The sequence below is a fragment of the Streptomyces sp. NPDC028722 genome (assembly GCF_040637655.1).
Lineage (GTDB): Bacteria > Actinomycetota > Actinomycetes > Streptomycetales > Streptomycetaceae > Streptomyces.
This window is the reverse complement of record NZ_JBEZWU010000002.1, coordinates 290,887-307,298: the sequence shown is the minus strand read 5'-3', so window position 1 is coordinate 307,298 and position 16,412 is coordinate 290,887. Positions and strand designations below refer to the sequence as shown.

Below are 16,412 nucleotides of genomic sequence, written 5' to 3'. Positions count from 1 at the left end.
GGGGTATGTGTCAGGCGGTCGAGGTGATCGCTCGGGTGACGGCCGTGATCGCCGGGGTGGGGCGGCCGGGGAGCCGGGCCACGAGAACACGGCGCACCTCGGCAGGCGCGCCTTCGACGTGCACCAGACTCACCCCGGGCGGTAGCACCGGCGAGAGCCGGGACGGCACCGTCGTCACCCCGAAGCCGTGGGCGACCAGCTGGAGCTTCGTCAGCCAGTCGCGTGCGCGGTGGACGATGTGCGGCCGTCCGGGCAGGCCGGGCCAGACGCCGAGCAGCGGCTCGGAGCTGGACGACGGGGTGACGATCCACGCGGCGTCGACCAGTTCGTCGACGTGCACCGTGGTGCGGCCGGCGAACTTCCCGGTCGAAGCCGTCGCCAGGACCAGTTCGGTGTCCACGGCCGTCTCGACGTGCAGGCGCGGCGACTCGCTGTCCAGGGGCCGGTGGGGCGGGCGGGACGTCAGCACGGCCAGGTCGATCGAGCCCGCCCGCAGCGCCCGGATCAGGGTGGGCGTGGTGCCCTCGGTCGTCGTGACCGTGACCTGCGGGTCGGTTTCCGTGAGGCGGGTGAGCGCGGCGGGCAGGATGACGGCGCCCGCGCTCAGGAACAGTCCGAGTCGCACCAGTTCGGTCCGTGGGACGGTGCCGGTGAGGTCGGACTCGGCCGCCGCGAGGCAGTCCAGGATGGTGCGGGCGTGGCGCAGCAGGGTCAGACCCGCGGGGGTGAGCCGCACCCCGTCGGGACGGCGGTCGAACAGGGTGGTGCCCGCGCTCCGTTCGAGGGAGACGGCCTGTCGTGAGACCGCCGACTGCGTGTAGCCGAGCCTGGCGGCTGCCGCGGTGAAGCTGCCGGATTCCGCGATCTGCCGCAGGACCCGCAGACCCGTACTGGAGATGTCCATGCGGCATACGCATACCACAGATGCCAGATCGTCGCTTCCCGCATGGCCACCGGGCTCCTAGTGTCGAGGGCGACGGACCCGGACGAACATGGAGGTCATCGCATGCGAGCAGCAGTACTGACGCGGTTCGGCGCCCCGCTCACGGTGCGGGAGATGCCCGACCCCGAGGCCGGCGGCGGTGAGGTGGTGGTCGAGGTACTGGCCACCTGCGTTCCCCCTTACGCGGCCGAGGTCTTCGGCGGCGAACGGAAGTACCCCCTGGTCCCTCCCGTCGTGCCCGGGGTCGGCGGCGTGGGCCGGATCGTCCACGTCGGTCCGGACGCCACCCGGCTGCGCGCCGGGGACATCGTGTGGTGCGACTCCACGGTGCGTTCGCGGGACGACGCCCTGACGCCGGACATCACGCTCCAGGGCTGGAGCTCCCGCGGCGAGGGCGGCGCCCGGCTGGCCCGGTACCTGCACGACGGGTCGTTCGCCGCACTCATGCGGGTCCCGACGGAGAACGTCTTCCCGCTGCCGGCCGCCGCGGGGGACGACCCGGCCCGCTGGGCCGCGCTCAGTGTGCACACCATCCCTTACGGCGGGCTGCTGGCAGGCGGGCTCGCGGCCGGTGAGACGCTGCTCGTCAGCGGGGCCACCGGCAATCTCGGCAGCAGTGCGGTCGCTGTCGCCCTCGCGATGGGGGCGGGCCGCGTGGTCGCGCCGGGCCGCAACCGGGCAGCGCTCGCCCTTCTCGCCGACCGGTTCGGGCCGCGTGTGCGCCCGGTGCCGCTGACCGGTGACGAGGCCGTCGACCGAGCGGCGATGTCCGCGGCGGGCGACGGCCCGATCGACATGGTGATCGATCTGCTCCCGCCGAGCGCCCCCGGCTCCGCGGTGCGTGTGGCGGCCATGGCCGTGCGCGAGTACGGTCGTGTCGTCCTCATGGGCGGTGTCGGCATGCTCGGTGGCGAAGACCTCGCGCTCCCGTACCCGTGGATCATGCGCAACTCGGTCACCCTGCGCGGCCAGTGGATGTACCCGCGCACAGCGAACGTCGGCGTCATCCGGCTCCTCGCCTCGGGCGCGCTGGACCTCGCCCCCGAACGCGTCCGGTCGTTCGGCCTCGATGCCGTCAACGACGCCGTCGCGTACGCCGCCTCGCACCGCGGCCCGTTCGACCGCACCGCCCTCGTCCCGGTGGCATCTGCCGGCCCCGCGAGCAGGTGATCACGCCCCGCGCCTCCACCCGTCGACGCGCCGTCCCGTCGCGCAGGGCCAGGACCTCCCTGCCCGAAGACCCTGGCCGAGGACTTCGTATACGGACGCGTCGGCCGGGAACCGCCCTCCTCTGACGGGTCCCCGGACACGGAATTGCCCGAAAGGGCATTCGGGCTGCCCGACAGGACAATGGGATGCGCTTTCACGTGACCGATCTCACGAGGGGCGGCGCCCGGTTCCTTTCTTTAACCGTCCAGTAAATCAACGGTCTGTGAATAGACGTCTCGGCGGACCGCCGAGACAGTAGGCAAGGGGCATCGGCATGACCGCAGTTGCCCCCTGCTGACCACAGTTGACCCCTATCGCATGATGGTTGACAACGTTGACATAGACAGATACGGTTTCTACCTGCTATAAGCAGCCAGTCTTTAATTCGGGACTTGACCAGCAAAGCCGCGGACAGCCGAATCAATTTCAGCCACTAATGGCCGAAACCGTTCGGTCCGTGGATTCCGGGCCGCTTCGCGGCCGTACCGACGGTAAGCATCGGCACAACAATGCGACGCGGCATTGGAGTCCGCCCACGGTACGCGGCATAAACGGGAGACCAGAGGATGCGACGCCTCTCGCGCGACGCGGGCACGGATCACTCCGGCGGACGCGCCCACGCTTCACCGCCGGTCAGGACCCGTCCGCCAGGGGCCGGACCGGTGCGGCGCGCCGCCTTTGCCGCGGCGCCGCCGTCCTCACACACTCGCCCCGCGGCGTTGTGCGGCACCGCGCCTGCGCGGGAGGAACGGCGTACGTTCCGGCTCGGGGAAAGAAACTATGGGGGGACCCACGATGCACCTTTTCGGTCGTTCGAGAGAACTGCTCGCCCTGTCCGAGGCGTTCACCGACAGCACGCGGGGAAACGGCCGGCTCGTGATCATCACGGGCGGCCTCGGATCCGGCAAGACCCAGCTGATGCATGAATTCCTCACCACTCTGAACAGCACCGACGCGTGCGTACTGACGGGTACGGCCTCTTCGGGGGAACGAGAACAACCGCTGAGCCTGGTCGGGCAATTACTGCGCAACGCGGAGGCGGAGTGCGCAATGTCACACCATGCGTTCTCGGCATCACACCACGCGTCCCCGGCGGTGCACTTCCCGGCGGAGAACCGCCGCTCCTGGCCCCCCGGGCCGCATACCCTCCCCCCGCTCGCCGCTCATGAGGCGGCCGAAACTCTGCTGCACCTCGTCCCGGACGAATACCCCCTGGTGCTCGGTCTGGACGACGCCCACGCCATGGACCAGGCCTCGCTCCAGACCGTCGTCCACCTGCTGCGCCGCAGCCGCTCCCGGCGGGTGCTCGTCGTGTGCGCCACCTCCGGCCATTTCGGCGAGATGCGCTCGGCCGCCCACACCGAGCTCCTCCGCCAGCCGCACCGCCGGGTGCGGCTGGCCCCGCTGTCGGAGGCCGGCGTCGGCGAACTGCTCGCCGCCCAGGCCGGACGCGCGCTGCCGGGACACGTGCGCACCGCCTACCACCGGGCCACCGCCGGCAGCCCGCTGCTCGTGCACGCCCTGCTGGACGACAGCACCCGCTTCGGCCCCGACATCGACCGGCCCATCGCCGGCGCCGCCTACCGCCAGGCCGTGCTGTCGCTGCTGCACCGCGGCGAAGCGTGCCACGTCCGGGTGGCCCGGGCCCTGGCCGCGCTCGGCACCCTGGCGGAGACGGTCCCCGTCGGCGAGCTGGCCGGCACCACACCCGCCGGCACCCAGGAAGCCGTGGACATCCTCAACTCCTCCGGCCTGCTGGACGGTCACGCCTTCCGGCACCCGACCGCCGCCGCGGCCGTCCTGGAGGACATGGACGCCGCCGCCCGCGCCGGACTCCACGGCCGGATAGCCGACCTGCTGTATCGTTCCGGCGCCCCCGCGGTCGAGGTGGCACGTCATCTGTACGCCGCGGACACCGTCCCGGCGCCATGGGGCGCGGCCGTCCTGCGCGCCGCCGCGGAACAGGCGCTGGCCGCGGACGACGTGGAGCGCTGCACCGGCTACCTCGGCCTGGTCCTGCGCGACTGCACCGACGAGCAGGAACGCCACGCCCTGTCGGTGGCCGTGGCGCGCGCGGAGTGGCGCACCAACCCGGCGGCGGCCGGCCCCCATCTGGAACCGCTGCGCGAGGCCGCGCTGGACGGCGAGCTGAGCATGCGGGACACCGCCACCGTGCTGCGGTACCTGCTGTGGCGGGGCGACACCGAGCTGGCCGCCCAGGCCGTGGCCACGCTCGTCGACGTCCAGTCGCCCGCCGACGCACAGATCGTCGCCGAGGTGGAATTCGTCCGGCAGTGGTTCTACGGCGTGGCGCTCCCCGGCAGGGGCGCCCAGGTCACCGGCCTCGACCCGTACCCCCGGAAGGTGCGGGCCCACTCCGGCGGTCTGGCCTCGCGGGTGGCCGCACTCGTCGGCGGCGAGGCCACCGACGAGTCATCGGCGGCCGTCGCCCAGGCCCTCCAGGGGCACCGACTGGACCATCTGAACCTCGAGCTGGTCGCGATGTCCCTGCTGGCGATCGCCCACGCGGACCGGCCCGCGATCGCCGCCGAGGCCTGCGACGGGCTGCTGGAGTGCGCCGTGGAGCGCCGGGCGACGACCTGGCAGGCTCTGCTCGGCTCCATCCGGGCGGAGATCGCCCTGCTCCAGGGGGACGTGACCGCCGCGTCGCGGGGCGCACTCGCCGCGCTCGGCATCCTGGCCGCCCCGAGCTGGGGCGTGCTCATCGGCCTCCCGCTGGCGACGGCGATCTCCGCGCACACCGCCATGGGCTCCTACGCCGAGGCCGAGGAACTCCTCCGGCACGATGTGCCGGAACCCATGTACCGGACCGTGTTCGGTATCCAGTACCTGCGTGCCCGCGGTCACCACTATCTCGCCACCGACCGGCCCTTCGCGGCACTGGGCGACTTCGAGACGTGCGGGCGGCTGCTGCGCGAGGGCAACCCCAGCCTTCAGAAGGGCATCCCCTGGCGGTCCGACCTGGCCCTGGCCAACCTGCGGATCGGCAAGCCCCGCGCGGCCCGCGAATGGGCCGAGGAGCAGCTGCGGCTGCCCGGCGGCCACAGTTCCCGCGCCCGGGCCATGGCACTGCGCCTGCTGGCCGCGACCTGCAAGCCGCACCGCAGGGGCTCGCTGCTGCGCGAGTCGATCGACCTGCTCAAGGCGTGCGGCGACCGCTACGCGCTGTCCCAGGCGTACGCCGACCTGTCCGCGGCCCACTACGAGCTGGGCGAGTACGCCCGGGCCCGGCTGGTGGCGCGGCAGGCGGCCCGGGAGGCCGAGGCCTGCCGCATCGAGTCGCCGGTCGACGCCCACCTGCTGGAGGACCCGGCACGCGCCGAGGCCGCCGAGTCCGAGGGTGGCCCCGCGATCCTCAGCGACGCCGAGTGCCGGGTCGCCGGGCTGGCCGCGCTCGGCTACACCAACCGCGAGATCAGTGCCCGCCTGCATGTCACGATCAGCACGGTGGAGCAGCACCTCACCCGGGTCTACCGCAAGCTGAACGTGGCCAGCCGTTCGGAGCTGCCGTCGAAGATGCTGGAGCATCGCATCCCCAAGCTGTCGGACCGCTGGGCCTGCACCAACTCGTCCGCTGGCTGAGCGGGCCCGGCGCCGCACCGGCCGGGGACAGGGGAGAACGGAACGGGGCGCGGCCCCACCGGTGGTGTCACCGGTGGGGCCGCGCCCCGCCTGCCGTACGGTCAGTCGAAGCTCCCCAGTTCGTCGTCCAGGATGCCGAAGAGCTCGTCGGCCGTGGCCGTCTCCAGGGCCGCCCCGCCGGTCTGCCCGGGGCCGCTCTCCGGCGACTCCCCGGTGCCGTCCCACCGCGCGCTGAGGGTGCGCAGCCGGGCGGCCACCCGGGCCCGCTGCTCCTCGTCCAGCGCGGCCGAGTCCAGCGCCGCGCCGAGCGCCGCCTCCAGACGCACCACTTCGGCCTCGATGTCGACCGGTCCGGCGGAGGTGTCGCCACCCAGCTCCGCGAAGAGGTGCCGGGCGAGGGCGTCGGAGGTCGGGTAGTCGAAGGTGAGCGTGGTGGACAGCCGCAGGCCGGTGTCGGCGCCGAGCCGGTTGCGCAGCTCCAGGGCGGCCAGCGAGTCCACGCCCAGGTCGCCCAGGGAGCGCTGGGGGTCCACGGCGCTGCCGGAGCCGTGTCCGAGGACGTCGGCGACGTGTCCGCACACCGTCTCCACCAGCAGGCGCAGGGCGTCGGCGGTGCCCAGCCCGGCCAGCCGCCGCGGCAGCGGCTCGGCGGACGCGGGCGCGGGCGCGGCGGTGGCCGCCGTCCGGGCGGTGCGCCGTCCGGCCGCGGGGGCGAGGCCCCGGACCAGAGCGGGGGCGGCCTCGGTGACCTGGACCCGGACCGGCAGCAAAAGGGCCCGGTCGGCGGCCGGGGAGCCCCCGGCGGTCAGCGCGCGGTCGAACAGGGCCAGCGCCCGGTCGGCGGGCAGCGGCAGGATGCCGTCGCGGGCCAGCCGGCGCAACTCGGTCTCGCCGAGCCCGCCCGCCATGCCCTGCCCCGTGTCCCACAGTCCCCAGCCCAGCGAGAGCCCTGGCAGCCCCTCGGCGCGGCGCCGCGCCGCCAGGGCGTCCAGGAAGGCGTTCGCGGCGGCGTAGTTGGCCTGGCCCGCCGCGCCCAGGGTGCCGGCGGCGGAGGAGAACAGCACGAACGCGGCGAGACCTAGGTCGCGCGTCAGCTCGTGCAGATGCCAGGCGGCGTCGGCCTTGGGCCGCAGCACGGCGGCCAGCCGCTCGGGGGTGAGGTCGGTGAGCAGGCCGTCGTCCAGGACGCCCGCGGCGTGCACCACGGCGGTCAGCGGGTGCTCGGCCGGCACGGACGCCAGCAGGGCGCCGAGCGCGGTCCGGTCGGTGACGTCGCAGGCGGCCACGGTCACCGTCGCGCCCAGGGCGGCCAGTTCGTCCAGGGCGCCGGGCTGTGGAAGCCGTCCGCTGCGGCCGGCGAGCAGCAGATGGCGTACGCCGTGCCGGGTGACCAGGTGCCGGGCCAGCAGCCGGCCGAGGCTGCCGGTGCCGCCGGTGACGAGGACGGTTCCCGCCGGGTCCAGAGCGGGCGCCCGGCCCGGCTCCGGGTCGGTGACCCGTGCCAGCTCCGGCACGTACACCGTGCCGGAGCGCAGCGCCAGTTCGGGTGCGCCGGTGGCGACGGCGGCCGGGAGGGCGGCGGCCGAGGCGGGGTCGCCGTCGGTGTCGGCGAGCACGAACCGGCCGGGGTGCTCGACCGCCGCCGCCCGCACCAGGCCCCAGATCACGGCCTGCGCCGGGTCGGGCGCGCCGTCGGCCCGGACGGCGACGGCGGACCGGGTCAGCACCACCAGCGGTGCGTCGTCCGGTGCGTCGGCGAGGTGGCGCCGCAGCGCGGCGAGGGCCTGTACGGCGCTCTCGCGGGCCGCCGCGGGGGGCGCGGCTCCGGGGTCGGTGTCCACGGTGAGGGTGCGGGGTGCGGGTGCGGATCCGTCGGCGGTGACCGGCAGTTCGGTCCACCGCACCCGGAACAGGTCGCCGGGCTCCGGCGCGGCCGCGGCCAGCTGTTCGGCGCTCACCTGGCGGATGCGCAGCGCGGCCACCTCGGCCACGGGTGCGCCCGCCCCGTCGTACAGGCGCAGGGTCAGGTGGTCGGTGCCGTGCGGGGTGAGGCGCAGCCGCACGGCCGTGGCGCCGGTCGCGTACAGGGTGACGCCCTCCCAGGAGAACGGCAGGGTCAGCACGGTCGGGTCCTGGCCGTCGAGCAGGTCGATGGCGTGCAGCGTGGCATCGAGCAGCGCCGGGTGCAGGGCGAACCCGTCGGCCGCGTCGGCGTCCGGCAGGGCGAGTTCGGCCCAGACCTCCTCGCCGAGCCGCCACGCACCGCGCAGGCAGCGGAACGACGGGCCGTAGGCGTAACCCTGTTCGGCCAGGTGGTCGTAGGTGCCGGTGACGTCGACGGGGACGGCTCCGGTGGGCGGCCAGTGGGTCGCGGGGGCCGGTTCGGGCAGGGTGCGGGGGGCGAGGACGCCGGTGGCGTGCCGGGTCCACGCGCCGTCCGCGCCTTCCGGGCGGGCGTGCACGGTGAGGCGGCGGCGGCCGTCGGTGTCCGGGGCCGCGGCGGCCACCTGGAGGTGGACGGCGCCGTGCTCGGGCAGCACCAGGGGGCGTTCCAGGGTGAGTTCCTCGACGTGCGGGCAGTGGGTGCGGTCGCCGGCCTGGACGGCCAGTTCGACGAAGGCGCTGCCCGGGACGAGGACGACGCCCGCCACGGCGTGGTCGGCGAGCCAGGGATGGGTGGCCAGGGAGAGGCGGCCGGTCAGGGCCACCCGGTCGTCGCCGGCCAGCTCCAGGGCCGCGCCGAGCATCGGGTGCCCGGCCGGGGCCTGCCCGAGGCCGGCCGCGTCGGCGACCGCGCCGGGCTCGTCGTCGAGCCACAGCCGCCGGCGCTGGAAGGCGTAGGTCGGCAGGTCGGTGCGGCGGGCGCCGGTGCCGGCGAACACCCGCCGCCAGTCGACGGGCACCCCGCGCACGTGGACGGTGCCGAGCAGGGCCGCGAAGGTCCGTTCCTCGTCGCGGTCGCGGCGCAGCGCCGGGACGAAGGCCGACCGTTCGGCGTCGGTGACGGCGTGCGCGGCCATGGCCGACAGGACGGCGTCGGGGCCGAGTTCGACGAAGGTGCGCACGCCGTCGGCCTCCAGCGCGCGGACGCCGTCGCCGAAGCGGACCGCCTCGCGGACGTGCCGGACCCAGTACGCGGGGTCGCACAGCTCGTCCTCGCCGGCGTGCGCTCCGGTCACGTTGGAGACGACGGGGCGGGCGGGCGGCGCGTACCGCAGCTCGCGGGCGGTCTTCTCGAACTCCGCGAGCATCGGGTCCATCAGCGGGGAGTGGAAGGCGTGGCTGACCCGCAGCCGCTTGGTGCGGCGGCCGGCGAAGGCCGCGGCGACCGCGTCGACGGCGGCCCCGGTACCGGAGACGACGACGGCGCGGGGTCCGTTGACGGCGGCTACGGACACGTCGGGGCCGAGGTGGGGCAGCACCTCCTCCTCGGTGGCGTCGACGGCGAGCATCGCGCCCCCGGCGGGCAGTGCCTGCATGAGCCGGCCGCGCACGGTGACCAGCCGGGCGGCGTCCGCCAGGTCCCAGACTCCGGCGGCGTGCGCGGCGGTCAGTTCGCCGATGGAGTGGCCGGCGAGCCGGTCGGCCCGTACGCCGTGGGACTCCAGCAGTCTGTACAGGGCGGTCCCGACGGCGAACAGGGCGCTCTGCGTGTAGAGGGTGTCGTCGAGCAGGCCGGCCGCCTCGGTGCCGGGCTCGGCCCACATCACGTCCCGCAGCGGGCGGTCGAGGTGGGCGTCGAGTGCCTCGCAGGCCTCGTCCAGCGCCTGCCGGAAGACGGGGTGGGCGGCGTACAGACCGCGGCCCATGCCGGGGCGCTGGGCGCCCTGGCCGGTGAAGAGGAAGGCGGTCCCGCCGGTGCCGGGCCGGCCGCGGACCACGCTGTCCGTGACGGTGCCGTCGGCCAGCGCGGTGAGTGCGGCGAGGAGCTCGTCCCGGTCGCGGGCGACGACGGCGGCCCGGTGGGTGAGGGCGGCGCGGTCCGTGGCCAGGGAGCGGGCGAGGTCGGGCAGCGGCCGGTCGGCGACCGTGCGCAGCCGGGCCGCCTGGGCGGCCAGCGCCTCGGGGGTGGCGCCGGAGATCACGAGGGGCAGCAGCGGGGCCGGTGCCGGCCGCGGGTCCGGCGCGGGCTCCTCGGCCGGTGCCTCTTCGATGATCGTGTGCACGTTGGTGCCGCTGATGCCGAAGGAGGAGACGCCCGCCCGGCGCGGACGGTCCGTCGCCGGCCAGTCCCGCTCCTCGGTCAGCAGCCGTACCCGTCCCGCGTCCCAGTCGACCTTCGTGGACGGCCGGTCCACATGCAGCGTCCTGGGCAGCACCCCGTTGCGCATCGCCATCACCATCTTGATGACACCCGCGACCCCCGCGGCCGCCTGCGTGTGCCCGATGTTCGACTTCACCGAGCCCAGCCACAACGGAGCCTCCGGCGCACGGTCCTGACCGTAGGTGGCCAGCAGCGCCTGCGCCTCGATCGGGTCACCCAGCGTCGTCCCCGTCCCGTGCGCCTCCACCACGTCCACGTCCGCGGCCGACAACCGGGCCGACGCCAGTGCCTGCCGGATCACCCGCTGCTGCGACGGACCGTTCGGCGCCGTCAGCCCGTTGGACGCACCGTCCTGGTTCACCGCCGAACCCCGCACCACCGCCAGCACCTCGTGCCCATGACGCCGGGCGTCCGACAACCGCTCCAGGACGAGCATGCCGGCGCCCTCGGACAGGGCCGTGCCGTCCGCCGCGTCGGCGAAGGACTTGGCGTGGCCGTCGGCGGCGAGGTTGCGCTGTCTGCTGAAGTCCACGAACGTGTCGACGGTCGACATCACGGACACCCCGCCCGCCAGCGCCAGCGTGCACTCGCCCTGCCGCAGCGACTGGGCGGCCAGGTGCAGTGCCACCAGTGACGACGAGCACGCCGTGTCGACGGTGAGCGTCGGGCCCTCCAGCCCGAGGGTGTAGGCGACCCGGCCGGAGGCCACACTGCCGAGGCTGCCGTTGCCGAGGTGGTCGCGCACGGACTCGGGGACGCGGTGCAGGCGGCTGCCGTAGTCGTGGTACATCACGCCCGCGAACACGCCGGTACGGCTGCCGCGCACGGAGTGCGGGTCGATGCCGGCCCGCTCCAGCGCCTCCCAGGACGTCTCCAGCAGCAGCCGCTGCTGCGGGTCCATGGCCAAGGCCTCGCGCGGGCCGATGCCGAAGAAGTCCGGGTCGAAGTCGGCGGCGTCGTACAGGAACCCGCCCGACCGGGTGGAGGAGTGGCCGGACTTGCCCGGCTCCGGGTCGTACAGGCCGTCCAGGTCCCAGCCGCGGTCGGCGGGGAAGGCGCCGATGCCGTCGCCGCCGTCGGCCAGCAGCCGCCACAGCTCCTCGGGGGTGCTGACGCCGCCGGGGTAGCGGCAGGCCATGGCGACGATGGCGACCGGCTCGTCCGCTTCCCGTTCCCGTACGGCGACTTCGGTGGCCGTCTCGGCCTGCGCGCCGAACAGTTCCGTCCTCAGGTGTCGCACGAGCGCGTCCGCGTCGGGGTGGTCGAAGACCAGGGTGGCGGGCAGGCGCAGGCCGACCGCGGTGCCCAGGCGGTTGCGCAGTTCCACGGCGGTCAGCGAGTCGAAGCCCACCTCGCGGAAGGAGCGGCGCGGGTCGAGCGTCATGTCGCTGCCGTGGCCGAGCACGGTGGCGACCTGGGTGCGGACCAGCTCCAGCAGGGCCGCGTCGCGTTCGGCGGGGCCCAGGGCGGCGAGCCGATCGGCGAACGACGCGGAGTCCGTGCGGGAGGCCGCGGTACGGCGGGCGCGAGCGGGCACCAGGGCGCGCAGCACGGCCGGGACGTCCGGGGCGCGGCGCAGGACGGCCAGGTCCAGACCGATCGGCAGCAGCAGCGGCTCGTCGGCGCCCAGGGCGGCGTCGAGCAGACGCAGGCCCGCCTCGGTGGACAGGGGGCGGACGCCCGCGCGGGCCATGCGGGCCACGTCGGCGTCGGTGAGGTGGGCGGTCAGCCCGGTGCGCTGCTCCCAGAAACCCCAGGCCAGCGAGTGCGCGGGCAGGCCGTGGTGCCTGCGGTGGGCGGCCAGCGCGTCGAGGAAGGCGTTGGCGGCGGCGTAACCGGACTGGCCCGCGCCGTCGACCGTGCCGGCGGCGGAGGAGAACAGCACGAACGCGGCGAGACCGAGGTCGCGCGTCAGCTCGTGCAGATGCCAGGCGGCGTCGGCCTTGGGCCGCAGCACGGCGGCCAGCCGCTCGGGGGTGAGGTCGGTGAGCAGGCCGTCGTCCAGGACGCCGGCGAGGTGGACGACCGCGGTCAGCGGGCGCTCGGGCGGTATCCCGGCGAGGAGAGCGGCGAGTTGGCCTCGGTCGGCGGCGTCGCAGCGGGCCACGACGATCTCCGCGTCCAGGCCGGCGAAGTCGTCGGCCGCGGTGCCGCTGCGCCCGGCCAGCACCAGGCGGCGTACGCCGTGCTCGGCGACCAGGTGCCGGGCGACCACGGCGCCGAGGACGCCGGTGCCGCCGGTGACGAGTACGGTGCCCTCGGGGTCGAGCCGCGGGGCCCGGCCCGGCGGTGCGGTGCGGGCGAGGCGGGGGACGTGCGCGGTGCCGTCGCGCAGGGCGAGCTGGGGTTCGCCGCCGGCCGCCGCGGCGGCCACCGCGGCGGCGGCATCACCGCCGTCCACCAGCACGAACCGCCCGGGGTGCTCGCCCTGCGCGGCCCGCACCAGGCCCCACACGGCGGCGCCCGCCAGATCGGTGACGTCCTCCTCCCCCACGGCCACGGCGCCCCGGGTGAGCACCACCAGGCGTGCGGAGGCGGTGCGTTCGTCCGCCAGCCAGTCCTGTACGGCGGCCAGCGCCCGCTCGGTGGCCCGGTGGGCGCCGGTGACCGGGTCGTCGTGGCCGCCGGCCGCCAGCACCACCCAGTCGGGCACGAGGTCCAGTGCGGCCGGGCCCCGTTCGTCCAGCACGGCGTGTTCCGGTGCGGGCGTGGCGGGCACGGGCAGGGCGGGCCAGTCCAGGCGGTAGAGGTCGTCCACGCGGGCGGTGGAGGTGAGCGCGGCCGGGTCGACGGGCCGGGAGACCAGGGCCTCCACCTCGGCGACCGGTGCGCCGGTGGGGTCGGCCAGCTGGAGGGACAGCGTCTCGCCGCCGTGCAGCCGGACCCGCAGCGCGGTGGCGCCGGCCGCGTACAGCGAGACCCCGGTCCAGGAGAAGGGCAGCCGGGCGGTGTCCTGGCCGTCGGTGACGAGGCCGTCGGCGTGCAGGGCGGCGTCGAACAGGGCCGGGTGCAGGGCGAAGCCGTCGGCGTCCACGGGCAGTTCGACCTCGGCGAAGGTCTCGTCGCCGCGCCGCCAGACGGCGCGCAGCCCCTGGAAGGCGGGCCCGTAGTCGTAGCCGAGGCCGGCCAGGCGGTCGTAGGCGTCCTCGGCCGGTACCGGCTGCGCGCCCGCGGGCGGCCAGGCGGTGAGGTCGAAGGAGGGAGCGGTGGTCCGCGGGGCGAGCAGGCCGGTGGCGTGCCGGGTCCAGGCGGTGTCGTCGGCGCCCTCGGGGCGGGAGTGGACGCTCAGCGCGCGGTGTCCGGTGTCGTCGGGGGCGGCCACGTGCAGCTGGAGCTGGACCGCGCCCCGGTCGGGCAGGGTCAGCGGTGCCTGGAGGGTGAGTTCGGCGAGGTGCGCGCAGCCGAGGTCGTGGCCGGCGCCGAGCGCGAGTTCCACCAGGGCGGTGCCGGGCAGCAGGGGGATGCCGGACACGGCGTGGTCGGCCAGCCAGGGCGCGGTGGCGGTGGAGAGCCGGCCGGTGAACACGGTGCCGCCCTCGGCGACCGGGACGGCGGCGCCCAGCAGCGGGTGGCCGGTGGTCTCCAGGCCGGCGGCGGTGACGTCGCCGGTGGTGGCGGACCGGCCGAGCCAGTACCGCTCGCGCTGGAAGGCGTAGGTGGGCAGGTCGGCGGCGCGGACCGGCTGGTCGCCGAAGACGGGCGACCAGTCCACGGGGACGCCGGCGACGAAGGCTTCGCCGAGCGCGGTCAGCAGGCGCTCGGGGCCGCCGTCGTCGCGGTGCAGGGAGCCCAGACCGGTGATGTCGGCGCCGGTGGCGTCGGCGGTCTCCTCGATGCTGTGCAGCAGCACGGGGTGCGGGCTGCACTCGACGAACACCCCGTACCCGGCGTCCAGCAGGGTCCGCGTGGTCGGCTCGAACAGCACGCTCTGCCGCAGGTTGGTGTACCAGTAGCCGGCGTCCAGGCCGGTGGTGTCGAGCCGGGCGCCGGTGACGGTGGAGTAGAACGGCACCTCGGCGGACCGGGCCCGGACGTCCGCCAGGTCGGCGAGCAGCCGCTCCCGGATCGACTCCACGTGGGAGCTGTGCGAGGCGTAGTCCACCGGGAGCCGCTTGGCGCGGTCGCCGCCGGCCACGATCGTCTCGCGGAGTTCGTCCAGGGCGTCGGCGTCGCCGGACAGCACCACGGAGGAGGCACCGTTGACGGCGGCCACCGAGATCCGGCCCTTGTAGCGGGCGACGAGGTCGCGCACCCGGTTCTCGGGCAGGGCCACCGACATCATGCCGCCGCGGCCGGAGAGTTCCCGGGCGATGGCCTGGCTGCGCAGGGCCACGACGCGGGCGCCGTCGGCGAGGGAGAGGGCGCCGGCCACGCAGGCGGCGGCGATCTCGCCCTGGGAGTGGCCGATGACGGCGGCGGGCCGGACCCCGTGCGCGCGCCACACCTCGGCGAGCGACACCATGATCGCCCACAGCACGGGCTGGACGACGTCCACCCGCTCCAGCGGCTGCCGCGCCCGCACGGTCTCGACGAGGTCCCAGTCGGTGACGGGCGCGAGGGCCGCGGCGCAGTCGGCCATGCGCGCGGCGAACACCGGGGAGGTGTCGAGCAGTTCGGCGGCCATGCCGGGCCACTGGGAGCCCTGGCCGGGGAAGACGAAGGCGATGCGGGACTCGCCGGCCGGCCGGCCGCGCACCACGTTCGGCGCGGTGTCGTCGCCCTCGGCGAGGGCGGTGAGGCCCGCGGTGAGGGCGGGCAGGCCGGCGCCGGTGACGACGGCCCGTTCGGCCAGTGCGGCGCGTCCGGTGGCGAGCGTGTGGGCGATGTCCGGGACGGGGTCGGCGCCGGTGGTGAGGTGGTCGAGGAGGCGGCGGGCCTGGGCGGCGAGGCCCTGGGTGCCGTTGCCGGACAGCACCAGCGGGAGCGGGCCGGTCCAGGAGGGCTCCGTGCTGCGGGGCTCGGTCCCGGGGGCGGCCTCCACGATGACGTGGGCGTTGGTGCCGCTGATGCCGAAGGAGGAGACGGCGGCGCGGCGGGGCTCACCGTCGGCGGGCCAGTCGCGGGCCTCGGTGAGCAGTTCGACGGCGCCGGCCTCCCAGTCGACCTGGGAGGTGGGCTGTTCGGCGTGCAGGGTCCTCGGCAGCCGGCCGTGCCGCAGGGCCAGCACCATCTTGATGACGCCCGCGACGCCGGCGGCGGCCTGGGTGTGCCCGATGTTGGACTTGACCGAGCCCAGCCACAGCGGTTCGGCGCGGTCCTGGCCGTAGGTGGCGAGCAGGGCCTGCGCCTCGATGGGGTCGCCGAGGGGGGTGCCGGTGCCGTGGGCCTCGACGGCGTGCACCTGGCGGGGTTCCAGGCGGGCGTCGGCGAGGGCGGCGCGGATGACGCGCTGCTGGGAGGGGCCGTTCGGGGCGGTCAGGCCGTTGGAGGCGCCGTCCTGGTTGACGGCCGAGCCGCGCACCACGGCCAGCACGGGGTGGCCGTTGCGCCGGGCGTCGCTGAGCCGTTCCAGCAGGAGCAGGCCGGCGCCCTCGCCCCAGCCGGTGCCGTCCGCGCCCTGGGCGAAGGACTTGCAGCGGCCGTCCAGGGCGAGGCCGCGCTGGCGGGAGAAGTCGATGAAGGTGTCGGGGGTGGACATCACCGTCACGCCGCCGGCGAGGGCCAGGCCGCACTCGCCGGTGCGCAGGGCCTGCACGGCGAGGTGGAGGGCGACGAGCGAGGAGGAGCAGGCGGTGTCGACGGTGACGGCGGGCCCCTCCAGGCCGAGGACGTAGGAGACGCGGCCGGAGGCGACACTGCCCAGGTTGCCGTTGCCGAGGTAGCCCTCGACGCCCTCCGGGACCTCGGTGAGCCAGCTGCCGTAGTCGTGGTACATGACGCCCGCGTAGATGCCGGTGCGGCTGCCCTTGAGGCTGTGCGGGTCGATGCCGGCGCGTTCGAACGCCTCCCAGGCGGTCTCCAGCAGCAGCCGTTGCTGCGGGTCCATGGCGACGGCCTCGCGCGGGCTGATGCCGAAGAAGCCGGGGTCGAACTCGGTGGCGTCGTACAGGAACCCGCCTTCGCGGACGTGGGTGCGGCCGGGGGCGTCGGGGTCGGGGTCGTAGATGCCGTCGACGTCCCAGCCGCGGTCGGCGGGGAAGTCACCCACGGCGTCCGTGGCGGTGTCGACCAGCTGCCACAGCTGCTCGGGCGTGCTGACGCCGCCGGGGTAGCGGCAGCTCATGGCGACGATCGCGACGGGCTCCCGCGCCGCCTCGGTGACCTGGTCGTGTCGCTGGCGCAGCCGCTCGTTCTCGAGCAATGACTCGCGCAGCGCCTCGACGATCTGCTCGACGGATGTGTCCACGGTCGGTGTCGCTCCCTGCTGGCTCGGCGGCGCTGGTGACGCGGTGG

4 protein-coding genes are annotated in these 16,412 nt (G+C 75.3%); 2 read left to right on the top strand and 2 right to left on the bottom strand.

The annotated features are described in order from the left end of the window. Positions 1–10 precede the first annotated feature (10 nt). On the bottom strand, positions 11–904 hold the full coding sequence (locus tag AB0F03_RS03860; protein ID WP_361986213.1) for a LysR family transcriptional regulator: 894 nt from the start codon (positions 902–904) through the stop codon (positions 11–13). A 102-nt stretch (positions 905–1,006) separates the two neighbouring features. On the opposite strand from AB0F03_RS03860, the gene AB0F03_RS03855 reads away from it, so the two are divergent. Together AB0F03_RS03855 and AB0F03_RS03850 are read left to right on the top strand one after the other, a co-directional pair. Further along, a complete protein-coding gene (locus AB0F03_RS03855; RefSeq protein WP_361986212.1) occupies positions 1,007–2,113 on the top strand; it encodes a zinc-binding dehydrogenase in 1,107 nt (368 codons plus the stop codon). An 834-nt stretch (positions 2,114–2,947) separates the two neighbouring features. Continuing rightward, a complete protein-coding gene (locus tag AB0F03_RS03850; protein ID WP_361986210.1) occupies positions 2,948–5,755 on the top strand; it encodes an AAA family ATPase in 2,808 nt (935 codons plus the stop codon). A 101-nt stretch (positions 5,756–5,856) separates the two neighbouring features. Here AB0F03_RS03850 and AB0F03_RS03845 read toward each other — a convergent pair whose 3' ends face one another. Next, a complete protein-coding gene (locus AB0F03_RS03845; RefSeq protein ID WP_361986208.1) occupies positions 5,857–16,365 on the bottom strand; it encodes an SDR family NAD(P)-dependent oxidoreductase in 10,509 nt (3,502 codons plus the stop codon). Positions 16,366–16,412 lie beyond the last annotated feature (47 nt).

Excerpts from the sequence above, each read along its gene's own strand:
- AB0F03_RS03860 (WP_361986213.1), bottom strand. The coding sequence starts at position 904 with ATGGACATCTCCAGTACGGGTCTGCGGGTCCTGCGGCAGATCGCGGAA.
- AB0F03_RS03855 (WP_361986212.1), top strand. The coding sequence starts at position 1,007 with ATGCGAGCAGCAGTACTGACGCGGTTCGGCGCCCCGCTCACGGTGCGG.
- AB0F03_RS03850 (WP_361986210.1), top strand. The coding sequence starts at position 2,948 with ATGCACCTTTTCGGTCGTTCGAGAGAACTGCTCGCCCTGTCCGAGGCG.